Genomic DNA, 22,723 nt, shown 5'->3' on the forward strand with positions numbered 1-22,723 from the left:
CCGGTGAGGAGCTGCCCGGTGAGGAGCTGCCCGGTGAGGAGCTGCCCGGTGAGGAGCTGCCCGGTGAGGAGCTGCCCGGTGAGGAGCTGCCCGGTGAGGAGCTGCCCGGTGCAGACCCACCGGGCGAGGAGCTGCCCGGCGAGGAACCGCCCGGGGAGGAACCGCCTGGCGAGCTGGAGCCCGGGCTGGAGAAGCTACTCGCGGAACTCGGCGCGGGCCCACCCGGTCGAGGGGCGCCACCCCCTGGCGACTGGGACGGCGAACCACCCGGCTGACCACCCGGTGCGCTGTACCCGCTCGGCGTGTTCTGCGACCCGCCGTCACCCGGCCCGCCCGTCGGAAGCCGCGGCGGCGCGCCGGTGCCCGGCGAGTTGGACGTCGACGGCCCGTCCGGTGACGGCGAGAACCCACTGGCCGACGTCGTGCTGTCCGGGGTCGGCGTGGACGGGGTCGGCGTGGACGGCCCGTCCGGCGTGTTGGCACCGGGCGACGAAGGCGACGGCGAGGAAGGCGACGGCGTCGGCGGCCCGTCCGGCGAGCCGGGAGTGCCCGGCGAGTTGGGCGAACCCGGAGTGCCCGGGACGTTCGGGCTGCCCGGCGTGCCCACGTCCGGGGTGTCGAAGTGGGTCTTGGCGCCGCCGATCCCACCGCCGACACCACCGGACACACCGGCCCGCAGCAGGTCGCCCGCGGTGATGTCCTGGCCGGTGATCGCGGCCGTGGCGACCGTCGACGCCACGCCCTCGACGCCGCCGCGGACGGCGCCCTCGGCGATGTTGCCGCCGAGGCCGGTGGCCCGGGTGGGGACGAAGTCGAGCCCGCCGCCGATGGCGCCGGAGATCGCGCCCGACAGGGCGGCGTTGCCGGTCTTGCTCCAGTCCCAGCTGGTGCGGTCGCCCTTGGCCATCTGCAGGCCCTGGATGGCGACGTCGATGCCGACCTCGATCAGGACCTCCTTGAGGATGGCCATGATCAGCTGGCGGAAGATCATCTGAACGGTGATGCGGGTGGCGGCCTGCGCGATCGGGATGCCCGCGGTGGACGCGCCGAACGTGCCGAAGGCCGCCGCGATCATGGCGGCGATCTCGATCGCGAGCAGGATCAGCGCGGCGATGATCGAGTACTTGGCGTACTCCACCTCGAGCGCGCAGTTGTCGCACGAGTCGCCGAGGCCCTCGCAGGCCTCCTGCAGCTGGGTGAGGTAGGCCTCCGAGCCCTCGACGAACTGGTTCCAGTACTGCTCGAACGCGTCCGCCGCCTTGCCGTCCATCCCGGCCATGGCCTGGTCGGCCGCGGTCTTCGCCTGGGCGATGACCTCGCCGATGTCGACGCCCCCGGCGCGCCAGGCGTCACCCAGCGCGCGGAGCTTGTCCTCGTCGCCCTCCGGCCAGCTCTCGCCGACGACGATCGGGAACAGCCAGGTGATCTCTGGTGGGATGGTGATCGACAACTGCTCAGCCTTCCATCGCCCGGTAGCCGTCGCGGCTCTTGTCGTCGACGTTCTCGTACGAGTTCGCCGACTCCACGAGCGCGGTCTTGATCGCGTGCAGCGCCTCGGCCAGCGAGCCGATCGCGTCGCGGACGCTCTGGGAGTTGGGCACGTAGTCCTTGGCGAACGTCTGCCCGGACTCGTCGTTGCCCCAGCACTCGCCCTGCGCGTCGAGCGCGCTGCCGAGCGTCGTGCCCGCCTGGGTCAGCGCGTCGCCGGAGCTGCCGAAGCCGTCGGCTCCCCGCCGGAGCCGGTCGGTCTGGACGTTGAATCCGTCAGGCATGGGCGCCTAGTCCCTCCCGTAGATGCTGCTGCCGCTGTCGTCGTCGTCCTCGTCGTGGCGTGACCTCGGCCGCGACGGGCGGTCGTCCTCCGCCGCGGTCGCGTCCTCGGGGGCCGGCGGGCGCAGCAGGTCGCCGAACGACGGCGCGCCCTCGAAGAGGTTCGACAGGTCCGGGGTGTCCTCCGTGAGCGGCGCGAGCGCGCCTTCGACCTGCTCGCGCGCGGTACGAGCCGCGGCCTGCGCGGTCTGCACCACTGCCTTGGCGAGGCTCTCCGGCGTGTGCCGGTCGAACGCGGCCCAGGAGAACTCGATGTTGGTGAGCACACCGGCCGGGTTCACCTCGGCGCGGACGAGGCCGTCCTCGGAGGTGGCCTTGCCGGTGACCGCGTTCGCCCTGGCCTGCGCGTCCGCCAGGTCGGCTGTGCGGCGCCGCAGGTCGCTCATCAGCGCGGCGACGTTCTCGCGCATGGCGGCGTTGCGCGCCTCCAGCTGCGCCCTGCGGTCGTCTCGTTCGGACATCGTTCTGCTTCCCCCTCGCGGGACTGTCACGGGCTCCGACGCACGGACGCGTGGTTCGGATTCATCGGATTCCGACTTTTTTCCACGACGACGTGTGCGACGCCGCTACAGCTTCACACACACCACCGACAGCGGTGGGCACAACCCGCAAGATCGACAATGATCGCGGCCGGCGACCCGATCCGCCGCGGCGAGCCCGGCGCCCGGAGGGCACCTCGCCGCGGGTCGGTGATCTCGTCTCGACCCGATGCGGCCCGAGGTCCGTATCGGTGCCCCGGCAGGTTCGGGCCGGACGACCCGCCGGACGCGGTCGCTCTGTCTCATTCAGACAGTCGTGTGCCCGCGCGCTCCCCGGTCGCCGACTGAGCGGCAGTTTTCCTGTCACGTCTTCCCGGGCGTCGGCCCCGTCCGTACCGTCGCGAACTGGCGAATTCGCCGGTATTCGAGGAGAAGGGAAAGTCGTTGAGAAGAGCGATGGTCGCGCTGCTCGGCGTGGCGCTGGTGTTGGGCGGCACTCTCCTGGTCACCCCGTTGGCGCAGGCCGCGACGGCACGGAACGGCGTCTGCGAGGACGGCGAGTTCTGCCTCTACTACAACAGCAATCAGCAGGGTTCGGTCAGCGACTTCAACGGGTCGGTCCGGGACTACGGCACGGGCGCCGACTGCTACCACTTCCTCGGTGACGGCGCGGGGAGGGGCCAGTGCGTGCGGAACAACGCGGCCTCGGTGTGGAACCGGCGGGACGCGGTGGTCACCGAGTTCGCCAAGGGTGGCTGGACCGGCCCGATCGACTCGTACACGCACGGGGTCAAGGGCAATCTGTCCTCGACGTACAACAACAACGTCGGGCACATGCTCGGCCTGGTGACCAACGACTGGCTCGAGACCGGCCTCTACCACACCGACGCCGGCCGCATCACCTCCTATTTCGACGGTTACGTGAACACGTCCGGCAGGCACGAGGGGATCGACTTCGCGCGCGGCTTCGGCGTCCCGGTGTACTCGTTGACCCAGGGCTTCGTGATCAGGAAGACCGAGGGCAGCAACGGCAGCGGCGGCCTGTCCCAGTTGGCGATCTACAACCGGGATCACGACTTCACCATCATCTACCTGCATCTCAACCCGTCGAACGGGCTCGCGGTCGGTGAGTTCGTCAGCCGCGGCCAGCAGGTCGGCACCGAGGAGTACCGCGGCGCCACCGCCACGCACACGCATGTCGAGTACCGCCCTGGCAGGCACGAGAGCGCGTCGGACAGCACCGGCGACCCCGTTCTCGACAACCCGAGCCCGTCGTTGTTCTGGCGGAACCACGGCTACAACATCTGCTGCGGTTGAGGTCGGGTGAACAGTAGTCTCGGCAACCGCCGCGCGTAGACGTCGTCAGGCCCGCTCCGCTCGCCCCGGCGGAGCGGGCCTGCGTGGTGGATCTGGCTTTCCGTGGGGCCGGTCGACAGATGGGGACCCGTGATCTGGGGTGACGACTCAACAGAGCCGGTGACGAGCGCGGTGGTGGTCGCCGGGATCGGGGTCGAGCATGTCTGGCTGAGCTACGACTATCTCGATCGCGGTGACGTCGACGGCTACGGGTCGCTGCTGGCGCCGGACGCCGTCCTGGTGCGGCCCGACGGCCGTGACGTGCGTGGCCGGGCGGCCATCGAGGGGTGGCTCGCGGCACGTGCGTCCGGCACGTCGGGCACGAACACCGTGACCTCGGTGTTCGCCGCCGCGGGCAACGTGATCGCCATCGGGCACTACGCGGGCATCGACGCCGAAGGCCACCCGCGTGACGTGGACTTCACCGACATCTTCACGATCGCGCCCAGCGGCCTGCTGCGGTCGATGAAACGGTACTTCTTCGTCCACCTTTCTGGTTGACCCCGCCCCGCCAACGCGGACGCCTTATCACGGGGTTATCGCGGGCACCCGCTGTGCGTGATGTCTCCGCGATAACGCCGTCCGCATGCTTGTCAGGCATGCAGGTGCAGCGGGTTCAGTCCCGTTTCAGCGAGTTGATGCGGAGTCACCGGCGCGATCTTGGCGCGACCCAGCGGCAGCTGGCCGCCCGGTCCACGGTCAGTGTCCGGGCGATCAGGGACCTCGAGCGGGGCCGGGTCAGTCGGCCACGTCGGGACACCGTCCGGCTCATCGCCGCCGGGCTCGGTTTGTCCGGCCAGGCGCGTACCGAGTTCGAACGGGCGGCGGCAGGCGAGTAACCCAAACACCGCGAGTCGCGCTCTCACACACACCGAGTTGTACGTTTCGTGCACTCGAGGACCTACACGAAAGACACAACTCGGTATGTCTGGGAGCGCGACTCGCGGTGGTTGTTTGTTAGGTCGCTGTGAGGAACTGGGTGGGGCGCAGTGCGTGGGCGACGATTCGGGTGTCGCCGATCCAACCGTAGAAGCCCTGGCCGTACTTCTCCGCGAACTGGGTGCCGCCGATCGCGAACGGCTTGCCGAGCGTCGAGATGCCGGTCGACGTCTCGGACGCGTTCCGCGCGATCCGGGAACCGTCGACGTACATGGTCGTGTGCCTGCCGTCGTTGACCACGGCGACGTGCATCCACCGGCCGACCGGCACGGCGTGGCTCCACGACGTCGGGTCGGCGTCCCCGGGCACCGGGTACACGACGAACTGCAGGAACCGCTCGCCGGACAGGTTCAGGCTGCACGTCGGCTCGTCGTCGGACCAGCCGCTGTGCTTGCCGGCGTCACCGGCGCGGCCCTCCCAGCTGAGGATGCCCATCCACGCGTGGTCGCCGGCGAACGGCGACGGCAGCTTGATGAACGTCTCGATCGTGTAGCCGGACTCGAACGTCATGGCGTTCAGCGGCGCGCCCGGCCCGGTGCGGAGCACGGCGCCGCGGTCGGGCTGCTTCCCGCCGTCGAAGCGCAGGCTCGCGTGCGCGGGCGCTGACGTGTGGTGCTCGGGCGACCACGTCAGTGCCTCCGCCGCGCTCGCGTGCAGCAGCTGCGCGGTGAGGTCGTTGCCGTTGCCGCTCAGGTCGGGGGCGACCGTGCCGGGCGCGACCGGTGCGCCGTCGGTGCCCGCCCCCGCGAGCCCGGTGCGGTCGAAGCGCCAGTACGCGACCGTGCCGCGCGGCATCACCGCACGCGGCGGCCGTGGCGCGGGCCGCGCGGGCGGCGCGAACCCGGCGAACCGGGCGTCGAAGTCGATCGGGACGCTGAACCGGTCGACGTCGCCGGTCAGCTCGACGGTTTCCTCCTCCAGCAACGTCGGGTCGTCGGTGACCCGCCCGCGCAGCCACGGGGAGAACGTCTCGACGTCGATCACGTCGCGGACGAGGTCGAAGTGGTAGAGCCGCACCATCCCGGCGCCGCCGTAGTAGCGGTCCTGGTAGTTGGTGATGTGCAGGTGCACGGGGTTGCCGTGGTCGTTGGTCATGGTGGTGCGGCCCGGCGGCCAGTAGTGCCCGCCGAGCGCGAGGAAGATCTGGTCGTTGCGCCGGATGAGCCGGTCCCAGAGGCGGCGGCCGTTGTCGGAGAGGTGCGCGACGCCCTCGTCGTCGGCCCACACCAGGTCGTGGGTGGTGAGGATCGCGGGCAGCGTGGGGTGCGTGTCGATGATCCGCTGCGCCCACGTGATGCCCGCGTCGGAGGCTCGCCAGTCGAGTGCGAGCACGAGCCACTGACGGCCACCGGCCTTGAGGACGTGGAAGCTGTGGTAGCCGTCGGGGGAGGCGCCGCCGAAGGTCCTGTCGTGGCGGAAACGGTGGGGGCCGAAGGTGCGCAGGTATGGCGTGTCGCCGCGCTGGTCGTCGCCGGAGACGTCGTGGTTGCCGGCGAGGACGCTGTAGGGGAGCTTGCCGTCGACGGTCCGGAAGACGCGGTCGGCGAGGCGCATCTCGGTTTCCGTGCCGTGCTCGGTGACGTCGCCCAGCTGGGTCATGAAGGCGATGTTGCCCTCCTTGCTCGACCGGACCAGCCAGTCGAGCGCCGCGCGGACGGGTTCGGGGTCGGACCCGCCTTCGTCGAGGAGGTACTGCGTGTCCGGGAGGACGGCCAGCGCGAAGCGCGGCGCGTCCGGGTCCGGGCGGTGGCCGGGGGTGGCGGCGGCTGCCGTGCCTCCGGTTGCCGCGACGCCCGCGGCTACTACCGGAGCGCTGGCGGCCGCCCAGAGGAGGCTGCGGCGTGAGACGTCGTTCGATCTTGGCGCGGTGTTCACGCCGGACAGCTTCTGCGGAGGTTCTGGCTGCCGGGTGACGTGCGGTCGAACGGCGGGAAACGGTTTGGCGTTGTGGACAACCGGGTCGCGGCGGAGCCGACGTGTCGGTGGCCGGCGCCCGGTGGCCAACGAGTCCGTCAGCGCATTGCTTGTGGTGTCAGGCTTTCGCGCGCGTCTGACGACGGTTGGCCTTCTGGACCGCGGTCACGAGTCCCCGCTTCGACACCGTCGAGCGGCCGCGGATGTCCAGCCGGCACGGTGAATCCTCTCCGGTCGCGGTTTGTCCCGCGAACCCCTGGGTAGCCGCAGCGAATCCGATCGAGGGGATCGAGTGTCATGTCCTGGATCAACGTCGCGTTCACGCGCCTGCTCGTGGGGGAGATCGTCCACCTGGTCCTGAAGGTGTTCGTCCCCGGCATGCGCGTGGACCACCTGCTCGTCGTCATCAGCGTCTTCGTCGTCACCACCGCCTTCGGCGTCGTGCCGAGTTCCAAGGCGACTAGCGGTGAGCCCCGCTGAGAACGCGGGTCACGTCCGCGTCCGTCAGCTGGCGGAAGTCCGCGTAGGCCTGCCCCACCGCGTAGAAGTACGGCGGCACGTGCAGGCACACGATCTCGTCCGCGTACTCGGCCAGGTCCCGTTCCGCCTGCGCGGAACACGTCGGCGCGGCCAGTACCACGCGGCGCGGCCGCTGTTCTCGCAACCACATCAGCGCCGCGCGAGCGGTCACGCCCGTCGCCAGGCCGTCGTCGACCAGGATCACCTCGCGGTCGGTCGCGGCCGGGGCAGGCTTCCCGCCCCGGTAGCGGTCTCTGCGGCGGGCGATCTCGGCGCGCTCGTCGCGGATCGTGGCCGCCAGTTCGTCGTCCGTGACGCCGAGATCCGCGAGGGTGCCGCGGTCCAGCACCGGTGGGCCGTCCTCGGCCAGCGCGCCGACGCCGAACTCCGGCTGCCCGGGCGCACCGATCTTGCGTGCGACGACGATGTCCAGATCACCGCCCGTGGCCGCGGCGATCTCCGCGGCGACCGGTACACCGCCACGGGGTAACGCCAGCACCAGTGGCCGGTCCGTGCGGACGTGACCGGCAAGCCTGCCCGCCAGTTCCCTGCCCGCGTGTTCCCGGTCGATGAACCTCGTGGTCATCACCGTCGACCTGCCGGATGTCGGGCGCATGGCTGTCGGATAACCACCCGCGCCCACCCATAACCACCGCGGCGCCCCGAATCTCACCCGATGGCGTGATCACAGGCACAGAAGTATCCAGCCCGCGGCGGATGTCGCGGCGGGTTCGTCGACCGCTGGACCGTTTCAGACGGTCCGGTTCACTGCCTCAGCGGCCCTCGCGTGCCTGGTCGTCGTTCTTCTCGGGCTGGGCCGCCGCGTTGTCACGCTGCGGCGGCTTGCCCAGTTCGTTGACCAGTTCGTCGAAAATCGGCGTGGTCATCACGCTCTGCTCGGACATGGATCCTCCCCGGTTCCCCTGACAAGCGCGGCGCTCCCACACGCCCCGCTCGAACTGGACACTACTGCGCCCCGCTCCCGAGGTGTCAAGTGGACTGCACACCGCGTGTCCGCGCGAGGACTGGGTGACGTGGCGCGACCGTGATGAGTTGCTTTCGACTACTGGCGCACCGCCGCGTGCACCTGGACAGTCCACTTCGGACCAACCGGCTCTGAACAGGGCAAACGGCAGGGTCAGCGGGCGAACAGCACGGCGCCCGGCAGGCGCCCGGTCGGGTCGAGGCTGATGCCGGCTTCCACCGTGAAGCCCGCCTGGTGCAGCCATGCCGCGACACGGGCCTGGGGACGGCGATGGATGTACACGTCCATCGGGTGACCGCCGTAGCCGTTCGTCTTGTGGGTGGTGCCGTTGCCCTCGTGGAAGCCGAGCATCACCACGCCGCCCGGCCGGACGACGCGCCGGAAATGTGCCAGCGCGACGGGCACCTCGTCGTCTGGGACGTGGATGAGTGACCACCACGCGAGCAGGCCCGCGACCGACGCGTCGGCGAGCGGGAGGTCGGTCATCGAGCCCACCTCGAACCGGATGCCGGGGTGGTCGTGGCGGGCCACCTCGATCATGCCGGGGGACAGGTCGATGCCGAACGCGTCCAGCCCCAGTTCGTGCAGGAACGCCGTCACGTGGCCCGGACCGCAGCCCACGTCCGCCACCGGGCCGTCGCCCGCCCCGCGCACCAGGTCGGCGAACAACGTCATCATGCCGCGCAGGTACGGCCTGTCGGTCAGGCTGTCGCGCATCTGCGCGGCGTATCCCTTCGCCACCGCGTCGTAGGACGTTCTGGTGTTCGTCAGCCAGTGCATGCCGTCAGTGAAGCAGTGCGGCCGTGGCGCCGTACGCGAGGAACGCGGCACCGAGCCCGGCGACGAGCGTCACGACCACGTTCGCCGCGGCGTGGACGTACGCCCGCTGCTCCGCCAGCCGCAGCGTCTCGTAGCTGAACGTGCTGTACGTGGTCAGCGCGCCGCAGAACCCGACCCCCACCAGCGCGAGCACGCCGTGCGGGACCGCGGCGCCCGCCCCGGCGAGCACCCCGAGCACGAGGCTGCCCACCACGTTCACGGTCAGCGTGCCCCACGGGAACAGGCTGTCGTGGCGGGACTGGACGAGCCGGTCGGTGAGATACCGCAGCGGCGCCCCGACCGCGGCGCCAAGGAACACGAGCACGGCGGTCATCGGCGCACCACCTCGACCTCGTCGACGACGGCCATGCCCTCGGTGACGAGGTCGTCGAGCCGCGGCAGGAAGCCACGGATCCGCTCCTCCGCGTCGACGATGAGCACGACCACCGGCAGGCTCTCCGTGAGGCTGAGGATCCGGTCCGTGTGGAGCACGGACGACGCGCCGTAGCCCTCGCACCCGCGCATGACCGTCGCACCCGCCAGTCCCGCGTCGTGGGCCCGCAGCACGATCTCGTGGTAGACGGGCTTGTGGTGCCAGGTGTCGTCCGCACCCACGAGGACCGTCAGCCGCAGCGCGCGCATCACGCCCCCTTGCCGCGAAGGGCCAGGCGCGTGAGCCACACGGCGCCGAGCACCGCGAGCATCGCGCAGACGAGCGTCCCCGCCAGGTAGGCGAAGGCGACGCCGACGGTTCCCGGTCGCAGGAGGCCGTGGATCTCGACCGCGTACGTGGAGAACGTCGTGAACCCGCCGAGGAACCCGACACCGAGGAACGGCCGCACCAGCCGGTGCGCAACCCAGACCTCGGTGACGAGGACCATGAGCACACCGATGAGGAAGCAGCCGACGACGTTGGCGCCGAACGTGGCCCACGGGAACTGCCGCGGCCCGGCGGGCAGCGCGGTGGCGAGGCCGTAGCGGGCGAGCGCGCCGAGGCCGCCGCCGAGCGCGATCACGCCGAGCACCGGCAGGTGCCCGCGGACCCGCTCACGGCGCCGCGCGGGAGCGCGCAGGTCGACGTGCGGGTCGGTCGGCTCGGTTCTGGTCATGCTCGGTTCGGGACGGTACCTGTTCACGGCGCCACGTAGCGGACGACGTCCACCTCGTCGAGCAGCACGAGGCCGTCCACTTCCAGTTCGTCCAGTTGCGGCAGGAATGCCCGGATCTTCTCCTCCGCGTCGACGATCACGACCACCATCGACCGGTCCTCGCTGCGCCGGAACAGGTGCGTGGTGTGGATCCGCGAGTTGGCGCCGTACCCCTCGATGCCCTGCACGACGGTGGCGCCGGCCAGGCCCGCCTTGTGCGCCCGCCGCACCACCTCGGCGTACACGGGCCGGTGCTGCCACTGGTCGCTCAGGCCGACGATGACGGTCAGCCGCAGCGCGCGCCCGGACAACTTCATGCCCCGAGTACACGCCGCGGCCGGGGTCCGGTCAACCGGAGTGGGACGCGAAGTCCGCGACCGCGGCGCAGAACTCGTCGCACTCCCGGTCGGTGACCGGCAGGCTCAGCGCGATCATGCCGCGGCGCGCCAGGTGGAAACCGCGGGCCAGCATCTCCAGGTGGAACAGCTCCCGGTACTCCGGTGCGGGCCGCAGGTCGCGCGGCGTCGTGATCTCGCCGGTGCCGAAGTGGACGGTGAGCATGCTGCCCATGCCGGTCCACGTCATCGGGGTGCCCTCGGCGATCGCGTTCAGCCTGGCACGCAGGCGTTCCCCGCGCTCGAACAGCTCGCGGGCGGCCGGGGGCGGGAACAGCTCGGTGAGCCCCGCGTACCCGGCGGCCATGCTGAGCACGTTGTTGTTGAACGTCCCCGCGTGCGCCACGTACCCGGGGCGCCGCGGGTCGTACATCGCCATCATGTCCGCGCGGCCGCCGAACGCGCCGAACGTCATGCCACCGCCCGTGTACTTGCCGAGCGTGGTCAGGTCCGGGGTGACGCCGAGCAGCTCCTGCAACCCGCCACCCGACATGCGCGACGTCATGACCTCGTCGAAGACCAGCAGCGCACCGGTCTCGTCTGCCCGGCGGCGCAGGTACGCGAGGAACGCCGGGTCGGCGGGGAGGCAGCCGCCGCTGCCCAGCATCGGCTCGACCAGGATCGCGGCCAGGTCGTCGGCGTGCCGGTCGAGCACCGCCGCCGTGTCGGCGAGGTCGTTGTACTCGGCGACGACGAACCGGTGCGGCACGTTGAGGGGGAAGTCCTTGTCGCCGAAGGACAACACGGAACCGTGGTAGGCGCCGGTGAACACGAGGACCGTGTCGCGGCCCGTGAACGTGGTCGCGGTGGCGAGCGCCAGCAGGTTGGCCTCCGTGCCGGAGTTGGTGAACCGCACCAGCTCCAGGCTCGGGAACCGCTCGCACAACACGGCTGCGAACAGCGCCTCGTCCCTGCCGTGCGCGCCGTAGTTCCACCCCCGGTCGAGCGCGGCCTCGACGACCTTGCGGATCACCGGGTTGTCGTGCCCGTACAGGCCCGCCGTGTAGTCGCCGAGCAGGTCGACGTAGGTGTGCCCGTCCAGGTCGGTCAGGCGGCAGCCCTCGGCGTGTGCCATGGTCAGCGGGAACGGCGGGTAGAACAGGGTGGTCCGCGTGTTGCCGCCCGGCAGGTGCGCGGCCGCCTGCTCGTGCGCGGCCCGGCTCGCCGGGTTGTCCGCGACGAACCGGGCCCGCGCCTTCGCCAGCGCCTCGTCGAGCGCGACCATCTCAGGCGGCCTCGGGCAGGGCCGGGAAGAACCGGTCGCGGATCCTGGCGATCGTGCGGAAGTCCTCACTGGACACGTCGTCCATGGAGATCTCGGTGTCCAGTTCGGACTCGATCAGGTACAGCAGCTCCACGAAGTGCATCGAGTTGAGCACGCCGGTGAGCACCAGGTCCTCGTGCTCGCCGACGGGCCCGGCGTCGGGGCACTTGGCGTGCAGGAAGTCGGTGATGAACTGTGGCACGTTCACGGTCACTCCTTGACGGGTTTGATCCGGACGGTGACGGGTGCGTCGCAATCGTGGCGCGCCACCCTCGCACCGACCTCGAACCCGGTCGGCACGAGCCGGTTCGTGCGCAGCGCGACCGCCGGGTCGGTCAGCAGCGGGTTCGCGCCCGGCACGCCCGCGGCGAACCCGGCGAAGATCAGGTCGACGACCTTGGTCTCGCCGTCGTCGTCGGTCACCTCGACCCACGCGTGCACCAGGTCGAGCATGCCGACGACCCACCCGATCCTGGTCCTCGCCGCGTACCCCGCCTCGCGGCAGCGGCGCGCCAGCCACCGGCTCGCGGACTCACACGTCGCCACCCGGTGCGTGGTGACCAGCGACTCGTCCTCCCGCAACGCGTCCGGCAGCTTCACCCACCGCACACCCAGCGCGGCGAACTCCTCGACGAGCCCGCGCAGCACCGGTGACCGCAGCGGCACCGCCCTGCCCTCGGTGCGGATGGTCGCCGACACGGTGGTCCCCGCGACCACGTCCGCCTCGGGTGCCGGGATGACGGCACCGCCGTACCGGTCGGGCCTCGGCAGCGCCAGCACCACGTCCGCGCACCTACACGCCGCCGTGAGGGTGAACGACAGCGTGCGCGGGGCGAGCAGCGACTCGGCCGTCCCGCGCATCCACCGCAGCGAGAACGCGAACGCCTGCTCCGGCACCGTCCGGCCGGTGCCGGAGTGCAGTGCGAGGTTGAACAGGTCGCGGCCGTCGAACCGGTCGTCCCGCACGGTCAGGCCACGCCGCACCAGCGTGTCGAGCGTCCGGTCGTCGCAGCCGAGCAGCTGCGTCGCCGCGGCCCGGTCTGTGTCGGGCACGTGGTGCTCCGGCGGGACGAGGAACACCCCGTCCAGCGACAGCGCGCTGGTCACGACGCCACCTTCACCGGGCAGTCCCGCCACATCGTGCGAACCACCGCGCCGGTGCGCAGCACGTACTCGTCGCGCAGCTCCCAGCCCAGCATCTCGTTGATCCGCACCTGCTCCTCGCCCGCGGACGTCTCGAGGTACCCGGGCAGGCCGAGCGCGTCCGCCCGTGCCTGGCCCGCGCGCAGCAGCGCGTACCCGACGCCGGGCGCGTCGTCCCGCCTGCCCAGCACCGCGTACCAGACGTGCGGCTCCTCGGGCTTCAGCCGTTCCAGGTCGTTCGAGACCCGCACGAGGCGTGTCACGGCGACCGGCCCGGCGAACACGCACGCGAACGACCGCAGCAGCCAGCCCCACCACGGGGTGGGCCGTTCACCGTGGGTGTAGGAGATCATCACCCCGTCGAGCCGCTCGCCGCGGACCGCGACGAGCGTGAAGCCCTTCTCCCACCGGCAGATCACCAGCTCGGCCAGGTACAGCAGCGTCAGCCCGGCCTGCTTGCGCCACCGCGCCACGTCACCCGCCGCCGCCCAGATCGTGCCGTCCCGGTAGGCGTGCGCCAGCAGCCGCGCCGCCCGCCACGTCTCACGTCCTCGCAGTTCCCGCGTCTCCAGCCGCATGGCGCACCTCTTCTCAGGCTGTGTTTCAGGCGGCGGCCTTGTAGACCGACTGCATCTTGTGCGAGAACCACTCGCCGACCGTCACCCGTTCCAGCTCGGACTCCGCGCTCGCCTCGGCCAGCGGCCGCATCGGCTCGATCGTGGCGTCGTGGTTGGGCAGGTAGAAGAACGGGATCGAGATCCGCGACCGCACCGCCGCGTCCGGCGGCGTGACCACACGGTGCACGGTCGACGCCCAGCGGCCCCCCGTCCAGAACGCCATCAGGTCACCGATGTTGACCACGAAGCTGCCGGGGATCGACGGCACGTCCAGCCACTCGTCGCCGCGCCGCACCTGCAGGCCGCCCAGCTCGTCCTCGATGTACAGGACGGTCAGGCTGCCCCAGTCGGTGTGCTTCTCCCGCCGCAGCGCCTCGGGGTCGGGCCCCGCGTAGTAGTAGTTCGCGAGGATCAGCGACACGTGGTTGTCGAACTTGTCGTCGAAGAACCGTTCCGGCAGGCCCAGTGCCAGCGCGAACAGCCGCATGACGTCCGCCGACAGGTCGGTCATCGCCGCGATGTAGTCGTACCAGGTCGCCCTGAAGTCCTCGTCCGGCCAGATGTTCGCGGCCTTCCACGTCGCGGGGTGCGGCCCGAGCGCGGCCCGCTCCTCGTCGGAGCGGTCCCCGGTCACGTGCGCGGCGAACGCCTCGTACGGGCCGCCGACCCGACGCAGCCCGGACACGCCGGACCCCTGGTTGAGGCTGCGGTCCTTCTCCTCCTCGGGGCTGGTGAAGAAGCCCTTCGTGGTCGCGTACATGCGGTTGACCAGCTCGGGCGCCAGCCCGTGGCCGACGATGGTGAAGAACCCCGACGTCTCGCACGCCCTGCCGATGGTGGCGGCGATGGCCGCCCTGCCCTCCTCGGTGTCCCGGGTGGACAGATCGATGACCGGCACGAACTCGTCGATCTCTCGTGTGCTCATCTCGCGCCCCGTCCGTGGTGTCTCAGGCAGCGGCCCGCGGTGCGGCCACCTGGTCCTCGGTCGCGCGGACCGGCAGGTCCTTCGCGATCTTGCGGATGTTCCTGGCGTTCGCCTCGAGCACGTCGATGGCCGGGATGCCCGCGTTCAGCGGCACCGCCGGGGCCTGCACGGCCTTGTCGATGTCGGTCAGCAGCGTCGGCAGGCAGCGGGGGAACAGCGAGCGCACGAAGCTCGCGCGCTGCCACTCGCGGCGCGTGCTGGAGATCGGGTTGCGCCACTTGACCTCGCCGACGCGGAACCGGTTGGCCCGCACGAGCCCACGACGGAACTCCTTGTACGGCACCAGGTCCAGCCCGAACCGCTCGGCGAGCAGCTCGTTCGTCACCGGCGTCACCGGGTAGCTGATCGGCCGCGGCGCGGGCGACAGCGCGTTGTTCAGCACGGCCCGCGCGAGCACGTCACCGGCCACCATCGGGTTGGTGCCGCCGAACTGGTAGGTCCTGCCCTGCTGCACCATGTGCCAGACCATGTTCCAGAACGAGTACTCCATGCCCGGGTCCTTGAACCGGGTCCCCGGCCCGCCGAGCGCGAACGGCGCCTGGTACACGTTGATCGGCACGCCCGCGCGGTTCATCGTCAGCGACAGGTGCTTCACGACGTACTTCATCTTGCTGTAGCCGCAGAAGAAGAAGCTGGGCCGGTAGAAGTCGCGCAGCTTCGTGTAGACCTCGCTGCCGACCGAGCCGATCACGTGCAGCGTCTTGTACCTGCGGGTGAGGCAGAACTCGGCGAGCGTGATCGTCGGCAGGACCTTCTCGCGGCGGTACCGCGCGTACGGGTACTCGTGGGTCGTGCCGCCCGCGGCGTCGATCACGACGTCCACCTGGGACAGCAACTCCTCGTACGTGGCCTCGTCCTGGCCGAACGACGGGTCGAGGTAGCTGCCCTCCAGCACCACCAGCTTGTCCGACTCGGGCAGGGCCATCTTGTACTTGCGTGCCTGCCGCGCGATGCGGGCCACGCCCGAGTTCGTCCCCTTCGGACGGACGAGTGCGTACACCTTCTCGACCCGCTCGTCGTCGAGCAGGTCGTGCAGGAAGTGAATGCCGACGAACCCGTTGCCGCCCAGCAGGAGCACGGTCTTGCGCTCGTCGTCGGCACGACGGGGCAGCGCACGGGAGACGATGGCCGGGTCGGCCGAGTAGCGGAGGGACAACAGTCGGGGCCGTCCGGTGAGTAACGCGAGCCGGTCGCTGTTGTGCCGCAGGGTGATTCGCATGAGGTACCGCCTGTTTCGTGAGGGTGGTCGGTGGGTGCCGCTATGCCACGCGGCGGTCGAGGTGCTGCCAGAACCGTTCCCGCAGCTCGCGCCGCAGGATCTTGCCGCTGGGGTTGCGTGGCAACGAGTCGGTCAGCTCGAAGCCGGACGGGATCTTGAAGTCGGCGATGCGGCCGCGGAGGAACGCGACGAGCTGGCGGGTGGTCACGGTCTCGCCCTGCTTCGGCACCACGAAGCAGTGCACGACCTCGCCCCAGTGCTCGTGCGGCACACCGACCGCGGCGGCCTCCAGCACGGCGGGGTGCGCGGACACGGCGTTCTCGATCTCCGCGGGGTAGACGTTCTCGCCCGCGACGATGATGGTGTCCTTGATGCGGTCGCGGATGAACAGGAACCCGTCGTCGTCGAGGCGGCCCGCGTCGCCGGTGTGCAGCCAGCCGTCGGCCAGCGTCGCGGCGGTCGCGTCCGGCAGGCCCCAGTACCCGAGCATCGCGGCCGGGGTGCGCAGCCACACCTCGCCGACCTGCCCGGCGGGCACCGGATCGCCGTCGGCGTCGACGATCCTGACGTCCACACCCGGGTAGGGCCGCCCGGCCGCCTGCATGCGCGGCCCGCCGGGCACGTGCTCGGACGGCGGCAGGCACACGGCCGTGTTCCCGCTCTCGGTCAGGCCGTAGATCTGGGCGAAGTCGCAGTCGAACGTCTCGATGCACCGTTCGAGCAGCGCTTCGGAGATGGGTGAGCCGCCGTAGACGATCTTGCGCAGCGACGCGAAGTCCGTGCGGCGCGGCCGGGGCGGGGCGAGCATCATCTGCATCTGCGCGGGCACCATGCACGCGGTGGTGACGCCGAGCTCCCGGATCCGCCGCACGGCCTGGTGCCCGGCGAACACCGGCACCGACACCATCGTGACACCCGCGCTGAACCCCTGGATCGACCACCACAGGCCGCCGATGTGGAAGCCGGGGATGCCGATGAGGCTCACGTCGCCGGCCCGCCAGTCGATCCAGTCCAGCCCGGCCGACACCAGCGCGTCCTTCACGGCGAAGAAGCTGCGGTGCGCCAGCACCACGCCCTTCGGGTTGCCGGTCGTGCCGCTCGTGTAGACCTGCGCGATCGGCGCCTCCTCACCGAACGCGGGGGCGAGATCGGTGTCGTCGGTGCCGCGCCAGTCCGCGAGCGCGGGGATCGGCACGATGCGCCGCAGCCGGGGCAGGTCGGCCTTGAGCTTCGCGGTGACGTCCAGAAAGTCGTCGTCGGCGAACAGGAGGGTGGCGCCGGAGTCGAGGAGGATGTGGTGGATCTCGGCGGGGGTGAGCCGCCAGTTGATCGGCACCAGCACCGCGCCCGCCTTCGCGGCGGCGACGAGGATGTCGTAGTACTGCTCGGACTCCTTGCCGAGGTACGCGATCCGGTCCCCGGCCTCCACACCGGACCGGTGCATGGCGTTGGCGGTCCTGGTGCTGGAGCGGTGCAGGCCGCCGTAGGTGACCATGCGGTCCTCGCAGATCACGGCGACGTGGCCGGGCCGCTCCCGCGCGCGGTAGGCGATCACGTCGTGCACCGTGCGCAGGTGCGGCACGTGCGTGCCGGTCACGCGGCCACCTCCCGCACGTAGTCCAGGATCGCCGCCTCGGACACCAGGTCCGGGATGACGTTCGGGTCGACCTCGACGCCGAACTCCTGCTCGAGCGCCAGCGCGAGCTGCACCTGGCACAGCGAGCTCCAGCCCGGCACCGTCTCGGGCGACAGCCGGGCAGGCAGCTCACCAGGCGACATCGACAACACCGACGCGATCACGTCGCGTACACGCCCCTCTAACATGTGCATTCCATTCACTGGCGCGAATTCGAACAACACCGTTGTCCGTGGAGTAAACATGGCCGAAACCACTGCCCGGTAACTGCGCCGGGCGCGGTTGCGCCGCGCTCGCACCGAGGTTGGAACGCCTTGTGACGCACCGAAAACCGACCGTATAACTCGGATATGGCGACGCTCGAGTCGACGCAGGTCATCGCACTTCCGCCCGGCTCACGGATGCCGGCGCCGCTCCAGACCGCGTTGTTCATGACGGTCCGGCCGCATCTGCTGCGCCGTTTCCGGCGTCGTCACGGGGACGTGTTCACGCTGCGGCTGCTCGGCGGGAAGACGGTGGTCACCGTGTGCCGTCCCGAGCACATCCGCGAGGTGTTCGCCGGCACGCCCGCGGTCTTCCACGCCGGTGAGGGCAACGAGATCCTCCGGCCGGTGATGGGCCCGCACTCGGTGATGATCACCGACGAGGACGAGCACCTGCGGGTCCGCAAGCTGCTGATGCCCGCGTTCAACGGCGCCGCGTTGCGCGGCTACGGCGCCATGATGACCGAACTGGCCGTCCGCAACGTCGACTCCTGGCCGCTCGGGCGTCCGTTCGGCGTGCACGAGGCCATGAACGACGTGACGCTGGAGATCATCCTGCGGGTGGTGTTCGGCATGTCCGACGGGCCTCGGCTCACGGCGTTGCGGCCGCGGATCCGGACGTTGACGAACATCGGGCCGATCACGGCGCTCGGGTGGAGCTACCCGGCGCTCGCGACCCTGCCGCCGTGGCGGAGCGGCGCCGGCAACCTGCGCGAGGTGGACCGGCTGCTGTACGCGGAGATCGCCGAGCGGCGGGCCGCTCCGGACGTGGCGTCCCGGGGTGACGTGCTGTCCCGGCTGCTGAGCGTGCCGGGCACGGACCTGACCGACGCGGAGCTGCGCGACCAGATGATCACGCTGCTGCTGGCCGGTCACGAGACGACGGCCACCGCCCTCGCCTGGTCGTTCCACGACCTGTCCCGCGACCCGGACGTGCTGCGCAGGGCCCAGGCCGCGGCGGACGCCGACGACGGGGACTACCTCGAGGCGGTCGCGAAGGAGGCGCTGCGGCGCCACCCGATCATCCAGAACGTGCCACGTGTCCTCACCGAACCGACGCACATCGCGGGCTACCGGCTCCCGGCGGGCACGATCGTCGCGGCCAACACCACACTCGCCCACGAGGACCCGGCCTTCCACGACGCACCGGGGGAGTTCCGGCCGGAACGCTTCCTGGGCAAGCCGTTGCCGTTGGGCACGTGGATCCCGTTCGGCGGCGGCGTCCGGCGCTGTCTCGGAGCCGGGTTCTCCCTGAAGGAGATGGCGGCCACGCTGCGCGCGGCCCTGAGCCGCTACGACATCCGCCCGGCCCGCGAGGCCCCGGAGTTCGCCAAGCCACGCAACATCACGCTGATCCCGAGCCGCGGCGCCCGCATCGTCGCCACCCCTCGCTGACGCGCCTCTCGTGGCCGAGCTTGATCATCGGTGGATTCGTGACGTTCGGTGTCCCGACAGCGTCTTTCAGGGCATGGGCCGGTGGTCGGGTTGCCAGCCTGCCGGTGGGTCCTCGCCGGTCCGGCCGTCCACGGCCTCCCGGATCAGGTCCGCGTGGCCGGTGTGCCGCCCGTACTCCTCGATCAGGTCGCACACCAGCCGCCGCAGGCTGGCGTGGTTGCCGTCGTCGTCGTGGGTGTGCACCTGCTGGTCCAGCCCACCGGCGGCCAGGGCGGTGGCGAGCTTCGCGCGGGACCGTTCGACCGCCTCGTCCCAGTACGCGTACAGCTGCTCCGGTGAGTCCTCGGCCGCCGACGTGAACGGCCAGTCCTGGTCCTGCCACTCCTCCCACGGTGCCCACGGGCCCGCGTGCGGCCCACCCGACATCTTCCAGGTGAACATGTAGTCCTCGACCACGGCCAGGTGCTTCAGCAACCCGCCGAGGGTGAGGCTGGAGGCGCCGACGCGCGCGGCGAGACCGGCCGCGTCCAGGCCATCGGCCTTCCAGCGGAACGTCGCGCGCAGGCGGTCCAGCGCGCCGAGCAGGTGCTCGGCCTCGGTGCCGGCGAGCGGCGGCTCCCACGGTGTGTCGTTCATGGCGGACACAGTAGGCCTTCGAGGTGCGACGACGCCGACCGAGGACGGGACGGACCGCCCGCGCCCGAGGGCGCGGGCGGCAGGGTCACGTGACCGTGCACGGGTTCCCGTTGAGGGTGAACGACGTCGGCTCGCCGGTGTTGCCGGTGTGCGTGGCCTGCAGGCCGATGCCCACCGACGCCGACGGGGCGATCGTCGAGTTGTAGCTCATCGGCCGCGCCGTGACCTGGCCGCTCGCCGGGCTGAACGTCGCGTTCCAGCCGGACGTGATGGTCTGCCCGCCAGGCAGCGTGAACGCCAGCGACCAGTTGTCGACCGGCGCGGTGCCGGTGTTCGTGACGGTGATCGCCGCGGTCAGGCCGGTGTTCCACGCGTTCACCGCGTAGTCCACGCGGCACGGCCCGGGCGGCGGTGGCGGTTCGGTGCTGCCACCGGTGATGCCGAAGAACGCGAGCGCCATCGCGGCCATCCCGTTCATCGGCAGGTTGTGCCCGGCGCCCTGCAGGCTGATCGCCTCGACCGGCGCCGTCGTGCCCGTGCCGCCGTACCGGGTGCGGGTCCAGCCTGCCTGCGGGCTGTCGGTGTACGCCGGGGTCTGGCTCACGCCGAGCACGTTGGTCCACTGTTTGACCTGTTCGCCGAAGTTCGGGTAGCGCAGTGTCGAGTCCTCGGTGCCGTGCCAGATCTGCATGCGTGGCCGCGTGCCGGCGTAGCCGGGGTGGGCGCCGCGGACCAGGTCGCCCCACTGCTGCGCGGTCCTGGTGATCCGGCCGTTGGCGCACTCGCTGTTCCACGTGTTCGGCGGTGTGGTGGCGAAGCACCCGAACGGCACACCCATGAACGCCGCGCCCGCACTGAACACGTCGGGGTAGTCGCCGAGCAGGACGTTCGTCATCATCGCCCCGGACGACGCGCCGGTCACGAAGACGCGCGCCGGGTCGCTGCCGTACCGCTGCTGGACGTGGGTCACCATCGACACGATGCCGACCGGGTCGCTGCCGCCGCCTCTGCGCAGCGCTTCCTGGCTCCACACGTCGAAGCACTGACCGCTGCGGGTCGCCGACGGGTAGATCACGATGAACTTGTGCTGGTCCGCGAGCCGCGCGAACTCGGTGCCACTGTGAAAAGCGGGACCGGAGCCGGTGCAGTAGTGGACCGCGACCACGACGGCGGGCCGGGTGCCGATGTCGTCGGGCACGTAGAGGTGCATCCGCAGGTTGCTCGGGTTGGTGCCGAAGTTCGTGACTTCGACCAGGCTCGCCGCCGACGCGTGCGCCGGTGCGCCCAGCAGCGCCACCGCCAGCAGCAGGGCGACTCCGAGCCTGCTCAGGATCCTTCTCACGGGAACTCCTCGGAGAACGAAAGGATTGTCTCAATTTCCGGAAATTTTCGGAGATTGTGTGCCCGTGTTCGGAAGGTACACCATTTTTGCCGCGTCGTGCTGTTGCGAAATTTTCGCTTCCGCGAGCGCGCGCCGAATTCCGTAGTTCGCGGTCGCCGTGGCGAGCGCGAATGCCCAGAGCGGCCACAGGAAGCCGGGCAGCGCGACGAGCGGCCACTCGGTGATCACGGACAGGTCGTCGTCGCCCAGTGCCATGAAGAGGTCCTTCGACGCGGTCGCCACCATCACCGCCACCAGCAGCCCCGGCACGACGGCCAGCCGGATCGGCACCCGCCTGCCTCGCAGCCACGGCAGCCAGCGCGGGAACACCTCACCCCACGGCCGGACGAGGCCGCACGTCAGCCACGCGCCGAGGCTCGCCGACACCGCGAGCCCGAGGCCCGCCCAGAGAATCGCGGAACCGAACGGGAACATGTCGAAGCCGGGGACGCACAGGAACATCAGCACGCGGGTGAGTGCGTACACGAGCGGTGCCTCGATGGCGATCCGCGTCCACCGCCGGGTCCTGGCCGTCGCGCGCTCGAGATCGTCGGCCACGGTCACCCGCCGGGCGAGGAGCGCGCCGAACGCGGCCACCGTAGCGAGCAGCAGCACCTGGACCAGCAGGCCGGCCGACAAAAGGAGCGACAGCTTCGCCTCGCCCAGCCCGAGGAGCGAGCCGACGAGCACCGCGGGCAGGTAGCCGACCGCCATCAGGGTCGACGCGTCCATGAGGCAGAGCAGGGCGACGATCGCGGTCGCCGCCGCCCACGCGGGGACACGCCGCGGCCACAGCGCGGCGGCCAGCGCGACGAGCGCGCAGCCGAGGAAGATCCCGTTCGCGGAGCCGTCCGGGTAGGCGGCCAGCGCGGAGCTGAACGGGCGTCCGGGGTGGTCGAGCGGGTTGCCCGCGCCGGTCGCGAGCCACGTGACGCCGAGCGCGGCGGTGGTGAGGGTCGCGGCGACCGCCGCGGTCCGTACGAGGTCCATAGCCGTGACTGTTCCGGCCGCGGCGGGCCGCGCACTTCCCTCCGGAGTAGCGGTCTGCTCCACCTCCGGAGTGATTCCTGGCAGTCGCCCCGCCACCTCGGAAATATCAGCGCGAAATGCATTCCGCCGGCATTTGTCGCCGTTCGTGAAGTTCCGCGGACATGTCTACTTGGTCACATCACATTCTCTTCCCAAGACTGGACAGGAGCTCCAAGCTCTGCTCACCGGGGCGCCCCCCGACGGAGAGGAATGCCCATGATGACGAAGCCTCCCACCGCCATCCCCTTCGAGTCGATCGACCCGGTGCTCACCCCGCAGGGACACCGGATCCGGCCGTTGGTCGACGGTCGTGAGAACGGCAACGCACCAGGTATCGAGGTGTGCGCCGGTGGTCTCGACGTACCGGGCGGGTTCATCGCGAACCCACACCGGCACGTGGAGACGGACGTGATCGTGCTCGTCTACGAATGCGGTGACGAGGGCGCGCTGACGTTGTTCGGCGAGAACCTGGAGTTCGAGGCACTGCAACACCGCGGTGACGTGCTCCCCATCCAGAGGGGCTGGCCGCACACGGTGGTGAACCTCAGCCTCACCACTCCCATCCGTGCCTACGAGTTCCGTTCGAACCGCACGGTCGTGGTCGACAACCCCCTGCTCCCGGACCTGCGTGCCATCGCGGAGGACCGGGGCCGGGAGTTCCTCACGGCCACCCACGGCCGCGACGTCATCGAACGCCACGGCGTCGGGCGGTGCGCGCCGGTGCCCGTGGGAGCCAGGTGACACGGTTCTCGACCCGGATGCCCTGAAAGG

28 protein-coding genes are annotated in these 22,723 nt (G+C 70.7%); 6 read left to right on the forward strand and 22 right to left on the reverse strand.

Features of this window, described 5'->3' with window-relative positions; all coding sequences use genetic code 11:
* The 3 genes from ACIBVP_RS01960 to ACIBVP_RS01970 form a co-directional block, all read right to left on the reverse strand.
* On the reverse strand, positions 1 to 1,450 hold a 1,450-nt coding region (locus tag ACIBVP_RS01960; protein WP_396104067.1), incomplete at its 3' end, for a WXG100 family type VII secretion target.
* A gap of 4 nt (positions 1,451 to 1,454) precedes the next feature.
* Positions 1,455 to 1,772 carry a WXG100 family type VII secretion target gene (locus tag ACIBVP_RS01965; RefSeq protein WP_396104068.1) on the reverse strand — a complete coding sequence of 106 codons (318 nt, stop codon included), beginning with the start codon at positions 1,770 to 1,772 and terminating at the stop codon, positions 1,455 to 1,457.
* Between the two features lie 6 nt (positions 1,773 to 1,778).
* Positions 1,779 to 2,291 carry a YbaB/EbfC family nucleoid-associated protein gene (locus ACIBVP_RS01970; protein WP_396104069.1) on the reverse strand — a complete coding sequence of 171 codons (513 nt, stop codon included), beginning with the start codon at positions 2,289 to 2,291 and terminating at the stop codon, positions 1,779 to 1,781.
* Between the two features lie 462 nt (positions 2,292 to 2,753).
* Between ACIBVP_RS01970 and ACIBVP_RS01975 the strand changes: the two genes are divergently transcribed.
* The 3 genes from ACIBVP_RS01975 (at position 2,754) to ACIBVP_RS01985 (ending at position 4,504) form a co-directional block, all read left to right on the forward strand.
* Positions 2,754 to 3,626 carry a peptidoglycan DD-metalloendopeptidase family protein gene (locus tag ACIBVP_RS01975; protein WP_396104070.1) on the forward strand — a complete coding sequence of 291 codons (873 nt, stop codon included), beginning with the start codon at positions 2,754 to 2,756 and terminating at the stop codon, positions 3,624 to 3,626.
* A 129-nt stretch (positions 3,627 to 3,755) separates the two neighbouring features.
* Positions 3,756 to 4,166 (forward strand): nuclear transport factor 2 family protein, encoded by a 411-nt coding sequence (locus tag ACIBVP_RS01980; RefSeq protein ID WP_396104071.1) that lies wholly within the window; start codon positions 3,756 to 3,758, stop codon positions 4,164 to 4,166.
* Between the two features lie 98 nt (positions 4,167 to 4,264).
* Positions 4,265 to 4,504 carry a multiprotein-bridging factor 1 family protein gene (locus ACIBVP_RS01985; RefSeq protein WP_396104072.1) on the forward strand — a complete coding sequence of 80 codons (240 nt, stop codon included), beginning with the start codon at positions 4,265 to 4,267 and terminating at the stop codon, positions 4,502 to 4,504.
* 118 nt (positions 4,505 to 4,622) lie between these two features.
* Here the strand turns inward: ACIBVP_RS01985 and ACIBVP_RS01990 are convergent, their stop codons facing one another.
* Positions 4,623 to 6,479: a LamG-like jellyroll fold domain-containing protein gene (locus ACIBVP_RS01990; protein WP_396104073.1), complete on the reverse strand. Its 1,857-nt coding sequence runs from the start codon at positions 6,477 to 6,479 to the stop codon at positions 4,623 to 4,625.
* Positions 6,480 to 6,815: 336 nt separating this feature from the next.
* On the opposite strand from ACIBVP_RS01990, the gene ACIBVP_RS01995 reads away from it, so the two are divergent.
* A complete protein-coding gene (locus tag ACIBVP_RS01995; RefSeq protein WP_396104074.1) occupies positions 6,816 to 6,998 on the forward strand; it encodes a hypothetical protein in 183 nt (60 codons plus the stop codon).
* On the opposite strand, the gene ACIBVP_RS02000 is transcribed toward ACIBVP_RS01995, so the two are convergent.
* The 15 genes from ACIBVP_RS02000 to ACIBVP_RS02070 all read right to left on the reverse strand — a co-directional run bounded on the left by ACIBVP_RS02000 (position 6,979) and on the right by ACIBVP_RS02070 (position 17,436).
* Positions 6,979 to 7,623, reverse strand: a complete 645-nt coding sequence (locus ACIBVP_RS02000) for a phosphoribosyltransferase (protein WP_396104075.1) — start codon at positions 7,621 to 7,623, stop codon at positions 6,979 to 6,981. The genes ACIBVP_RS01995 and ACIBVP_RS02000 overlap by 20 nt on opposite strands.
* Before the next feature lie 187 nt (positions 7,624 to 7,810).
* Complete coding sequence (locus tag ACIBVP_RS02005; RefSeq protein WP_396104076.1) at positions 7,811 to 7,942, reverse strand: hypothetical protein; 132 nt, start codon at positions 7,940 to 7,942, stop codon at positions 7,811 to 7,813.
* Between the two features lie 233 nt (positions 7,943 to 8,175).
* Positions 8,176 to 8,802, reverse strand: a complete 627-nt coding sequence (locus ACIBVP_RS02010; protein WP_396104077.1) for a class I SAM-dependent methyltransferase — start codon at positions 8,800 to 8,802, stop codon at positions 8,176 to 8,178.
* Between the two features lie 4 nt (positions 8,803 to 8,806).
* Positions 8,807 to 9,175, reverse strand: a complete 369-nt coding sequence (gene crcB, locus ACIBVP_RS02015; protein ID WP_396104078.1) for a fluoride efflux transporter CrcB — start codon at positions 9,173 to 9,175, stop codon at positions 8,807 to 8,809.
* Positions 9,172 to 9,483, reverse strand: a complete 312-nt coding sequence (locus tag ACIBVP_RS02020) for a DUF190 domain-containing protein (protein ID WP_396104079.1) — start codon at positions 9,481 to 9,483, stop codon at positions 9,172 to 9,174. The genes crcB (ACIBVP_RS02015) and ACIBVP_RS02020 overlap by 4 nt, the downstream gene beginning before the upstream one ends.
* Positions 9,483 to 9,950, reverse strand: a complete 468-nt coding sequence (gene crcB / locus ACIBVP_RS02025) for a fluoride efflux transporter CrcB (RefSeq protein WP_396104080.1) — start codon at positions 9,948 to 9,950, stop codon at positions 9,483 to 9,485. The genes ACIBVP_RS02020 and crcB (ACIBVP_RS02025) overlap by 1 nt, the downstream gene beginning before the upstream one ends.
* 23 nt (positions 9,951 to 9,973) lie before the next feature.
* Positions 9,974 to 10,306 (reverse strand): DUF190 domain-containing protein, encoded by a 333-nt coding sequence (locus ACIBVP_RS02030; protein ID WP_396104081.1) that lies wholly within the window; start codon positions 10,304 to 10,306, stop codon positions 9,974 to 9,976.
* A gap of 31 nt (positions 10,307 to 10,337) precedes the next feature.
* Positions 10,338 to 11,609 carry an aspartate aminotransferase family protein gene (locus ACIBVP_RS02035; protein ID WP_396104082.1) on the reverse strand — a complete coding sequence of 424 codons (1,272 nt, stop codon included), beginning with the start codon at positions 11,607 to 11,609 and terminating at the stop codon, positions 10,338 to 10,340.
* Position 11,610: 1 nt separating this feature from the next.
* Positions 11,611 to 11,856, reverse strand: coding sequence for a hypothetical protein (locus tag ACIBVP_RS02040; protein WP_396104083.1), 246 nt, complete (start codon positions 11,854 to 11,856; stop codon positions 11,611 to 11,613).
* A 2-nt stretch (positions 11,857 to 11,858) separates the two neighbouring features.
* On the reverse strand, positions 11,859 to 12,755 hold the full coding sequence (locus tag ACIBVP_RS02045; protein ID WP_396104084.1) for a transglutaminase domain-containing protein: 897 nt from the start codon (positions 12,753 to 12,755) through the stop codon (positions 11,859 to 11,861).
* Entirely contained in the window at positions 12,752 to 13,369 is a 618-nt protein-coding gene (locus tag ACIBVP_RS02050) for a hypothetical protein (RefSeq protein ID WP_396104085.1), read from the reverse strand. Before ACIBVP_RS02050 ends, ACIBVP_RS02045 begins: the two co-directional genes overlap by 4 nt.
* Positions 13,370 to 13,394: 25 nt before the next feature.
* Positions 13,395 to 14,333, reverse strand: coding sequence for an isopenicillin N synthase family dioxygenase (locus ACIBVP_RS02055; RefSeq protein ID WP_396104086.1), 939 nt, complete (start codon positions 14,331 to 14,333; stop codon positions 13,395 to 13,397).
* Positions 14,334 to 14,355: 22 nt separating this feature from the next.
* Entirely contained in the window at positions 14,356 to 15,612 is a 1,257-nt protein-coding gene (locus tag ACIBVP_RS02060) for an SDR family oxidoreductase (protein WP_396104087.1), read from the reverse strand.
* Positions 15,613 to 15,652: 40 nt separating this feature from the next.
* Positions 15,653 to 17,209: a long-chain-fatty-acid--CoA ligase gene (locus ACIBVP_RS02065; protein ID WP_396104088.1), complete on the reverse strand. Its 1,557-nt coding sequence runs from the start codon at positions 17,207 to 17,209 to the stop codon at positions 15,653 to 15,655.
* The gene (locus ACIBVP_RS02070) at positions 17,206 to 17,436 is read right to left on the reverse strand and encodes an acyl carrier protein (RefSeq protein ID WP_396104089.1); all 231 of its coding nucleotides are present in this window, start codon (positions 17,434 to 17,436) and stop codon (positions 17,206 to 17,208) included. The genes ACIBVP_RS02065 and ACIBVP_RS02070 overlap by 4 nt, the downstream gene beginning before the upstream one ends.
* Before the next feature lie 162 nt (positions 17,437 to 17,598).
* Between ACIBVP_RS02070 and ACIBVP_RS02075 the strand changes: the two genes are divergently transcribed.
* Complete coding sequence (locus ACIBVP_RS02075; RefSeq protein ID WP_396104090.1) at positions 17,599 to 18,906, forward strand: cytochrome P450; 1,308 nt, start codon at positions 17,599 to 17,601, stop codon at positions 18,904 to 18,906.
* A 66-nt stretch (positions 18,907 to 18,972) separates the two neighbouring features.
* Here the strand turns inward: ACIBVP_RS02075 and ACIBVP_RS02080 are convergent, their stop codons facing one another.
* The 3 genes from ACIBVP_RS02080 to ACIBVP_RS02090 all read right to left on the reverse strand — a co-directional run bounded on the left by ACIBVP_RS02080 (position 18,973) and on the right by ACIBVP_RS02090 (position 21,913).
* The gene (locus ACIBVP_RS02080; protein ID WP_396104091.1) at positions 18,973 to 19,542 is read right to left on the reverse strand and encodes a DUF664 domain-containing protein; all 570 of its coding nucleotides are present in this window, start codon (positions 19,540 to 19,542) and stop codon (positions 18,973 to 18,975) included.
* Between the two features lie 85 nt (positions 19,543 to 19,627).
* Entirely contained in the window at positions 19,628 to 20,884 is a 1,257-nt protein-coding gene (locus tag ACIBVP_RS02085; protein WP_396104092.1) for a PHB depolymerase family esterase, read from the reverse strand.
* Positions 20,885 to 20,914: 30 nt separating this feature from the next.
* Positions 20,915 to 21,913, reverse strand: coding sequence for a hypothetical protein (locus tag ACIBVP_RS02090; protein WP_396104093.1), 999 nt, complete (start codon positions 21,911 to 21,913; stop codon positions 20,915 to 20,917).
* A gap of 255 nt (positions 21,914 to 22,168) precedes the next feature.
* On the opposite strand from ACIBVP_RS02090, the gene ACIBVP_RS02095 reads away from it, so the two are divergent.
* Positions 22,169 to 22,693 (forward strand): hypothetical protein, encoded by a 525-nt coding sequence (locus tag ACIBVP_RS02095; protein WP_396104094.1) that lies wholly within the window; start codon positions 22,169 to 22,171, stop codon positions 22,691 to 22,693.
* Positions 22,694 to 22,723 lie beyond the last annotated feature (30 nt).

This window comes from Actinophytocola sp. NPDC049390, assembly GCF_044466355.1.
In the GTDB taxonomy this organism is placed as follows: domain Bacteria; phylum Actinomycetota; class Actinomycetes; order Mycobacteriales; family Pseudonocardiaceae; genus Actinophytocola.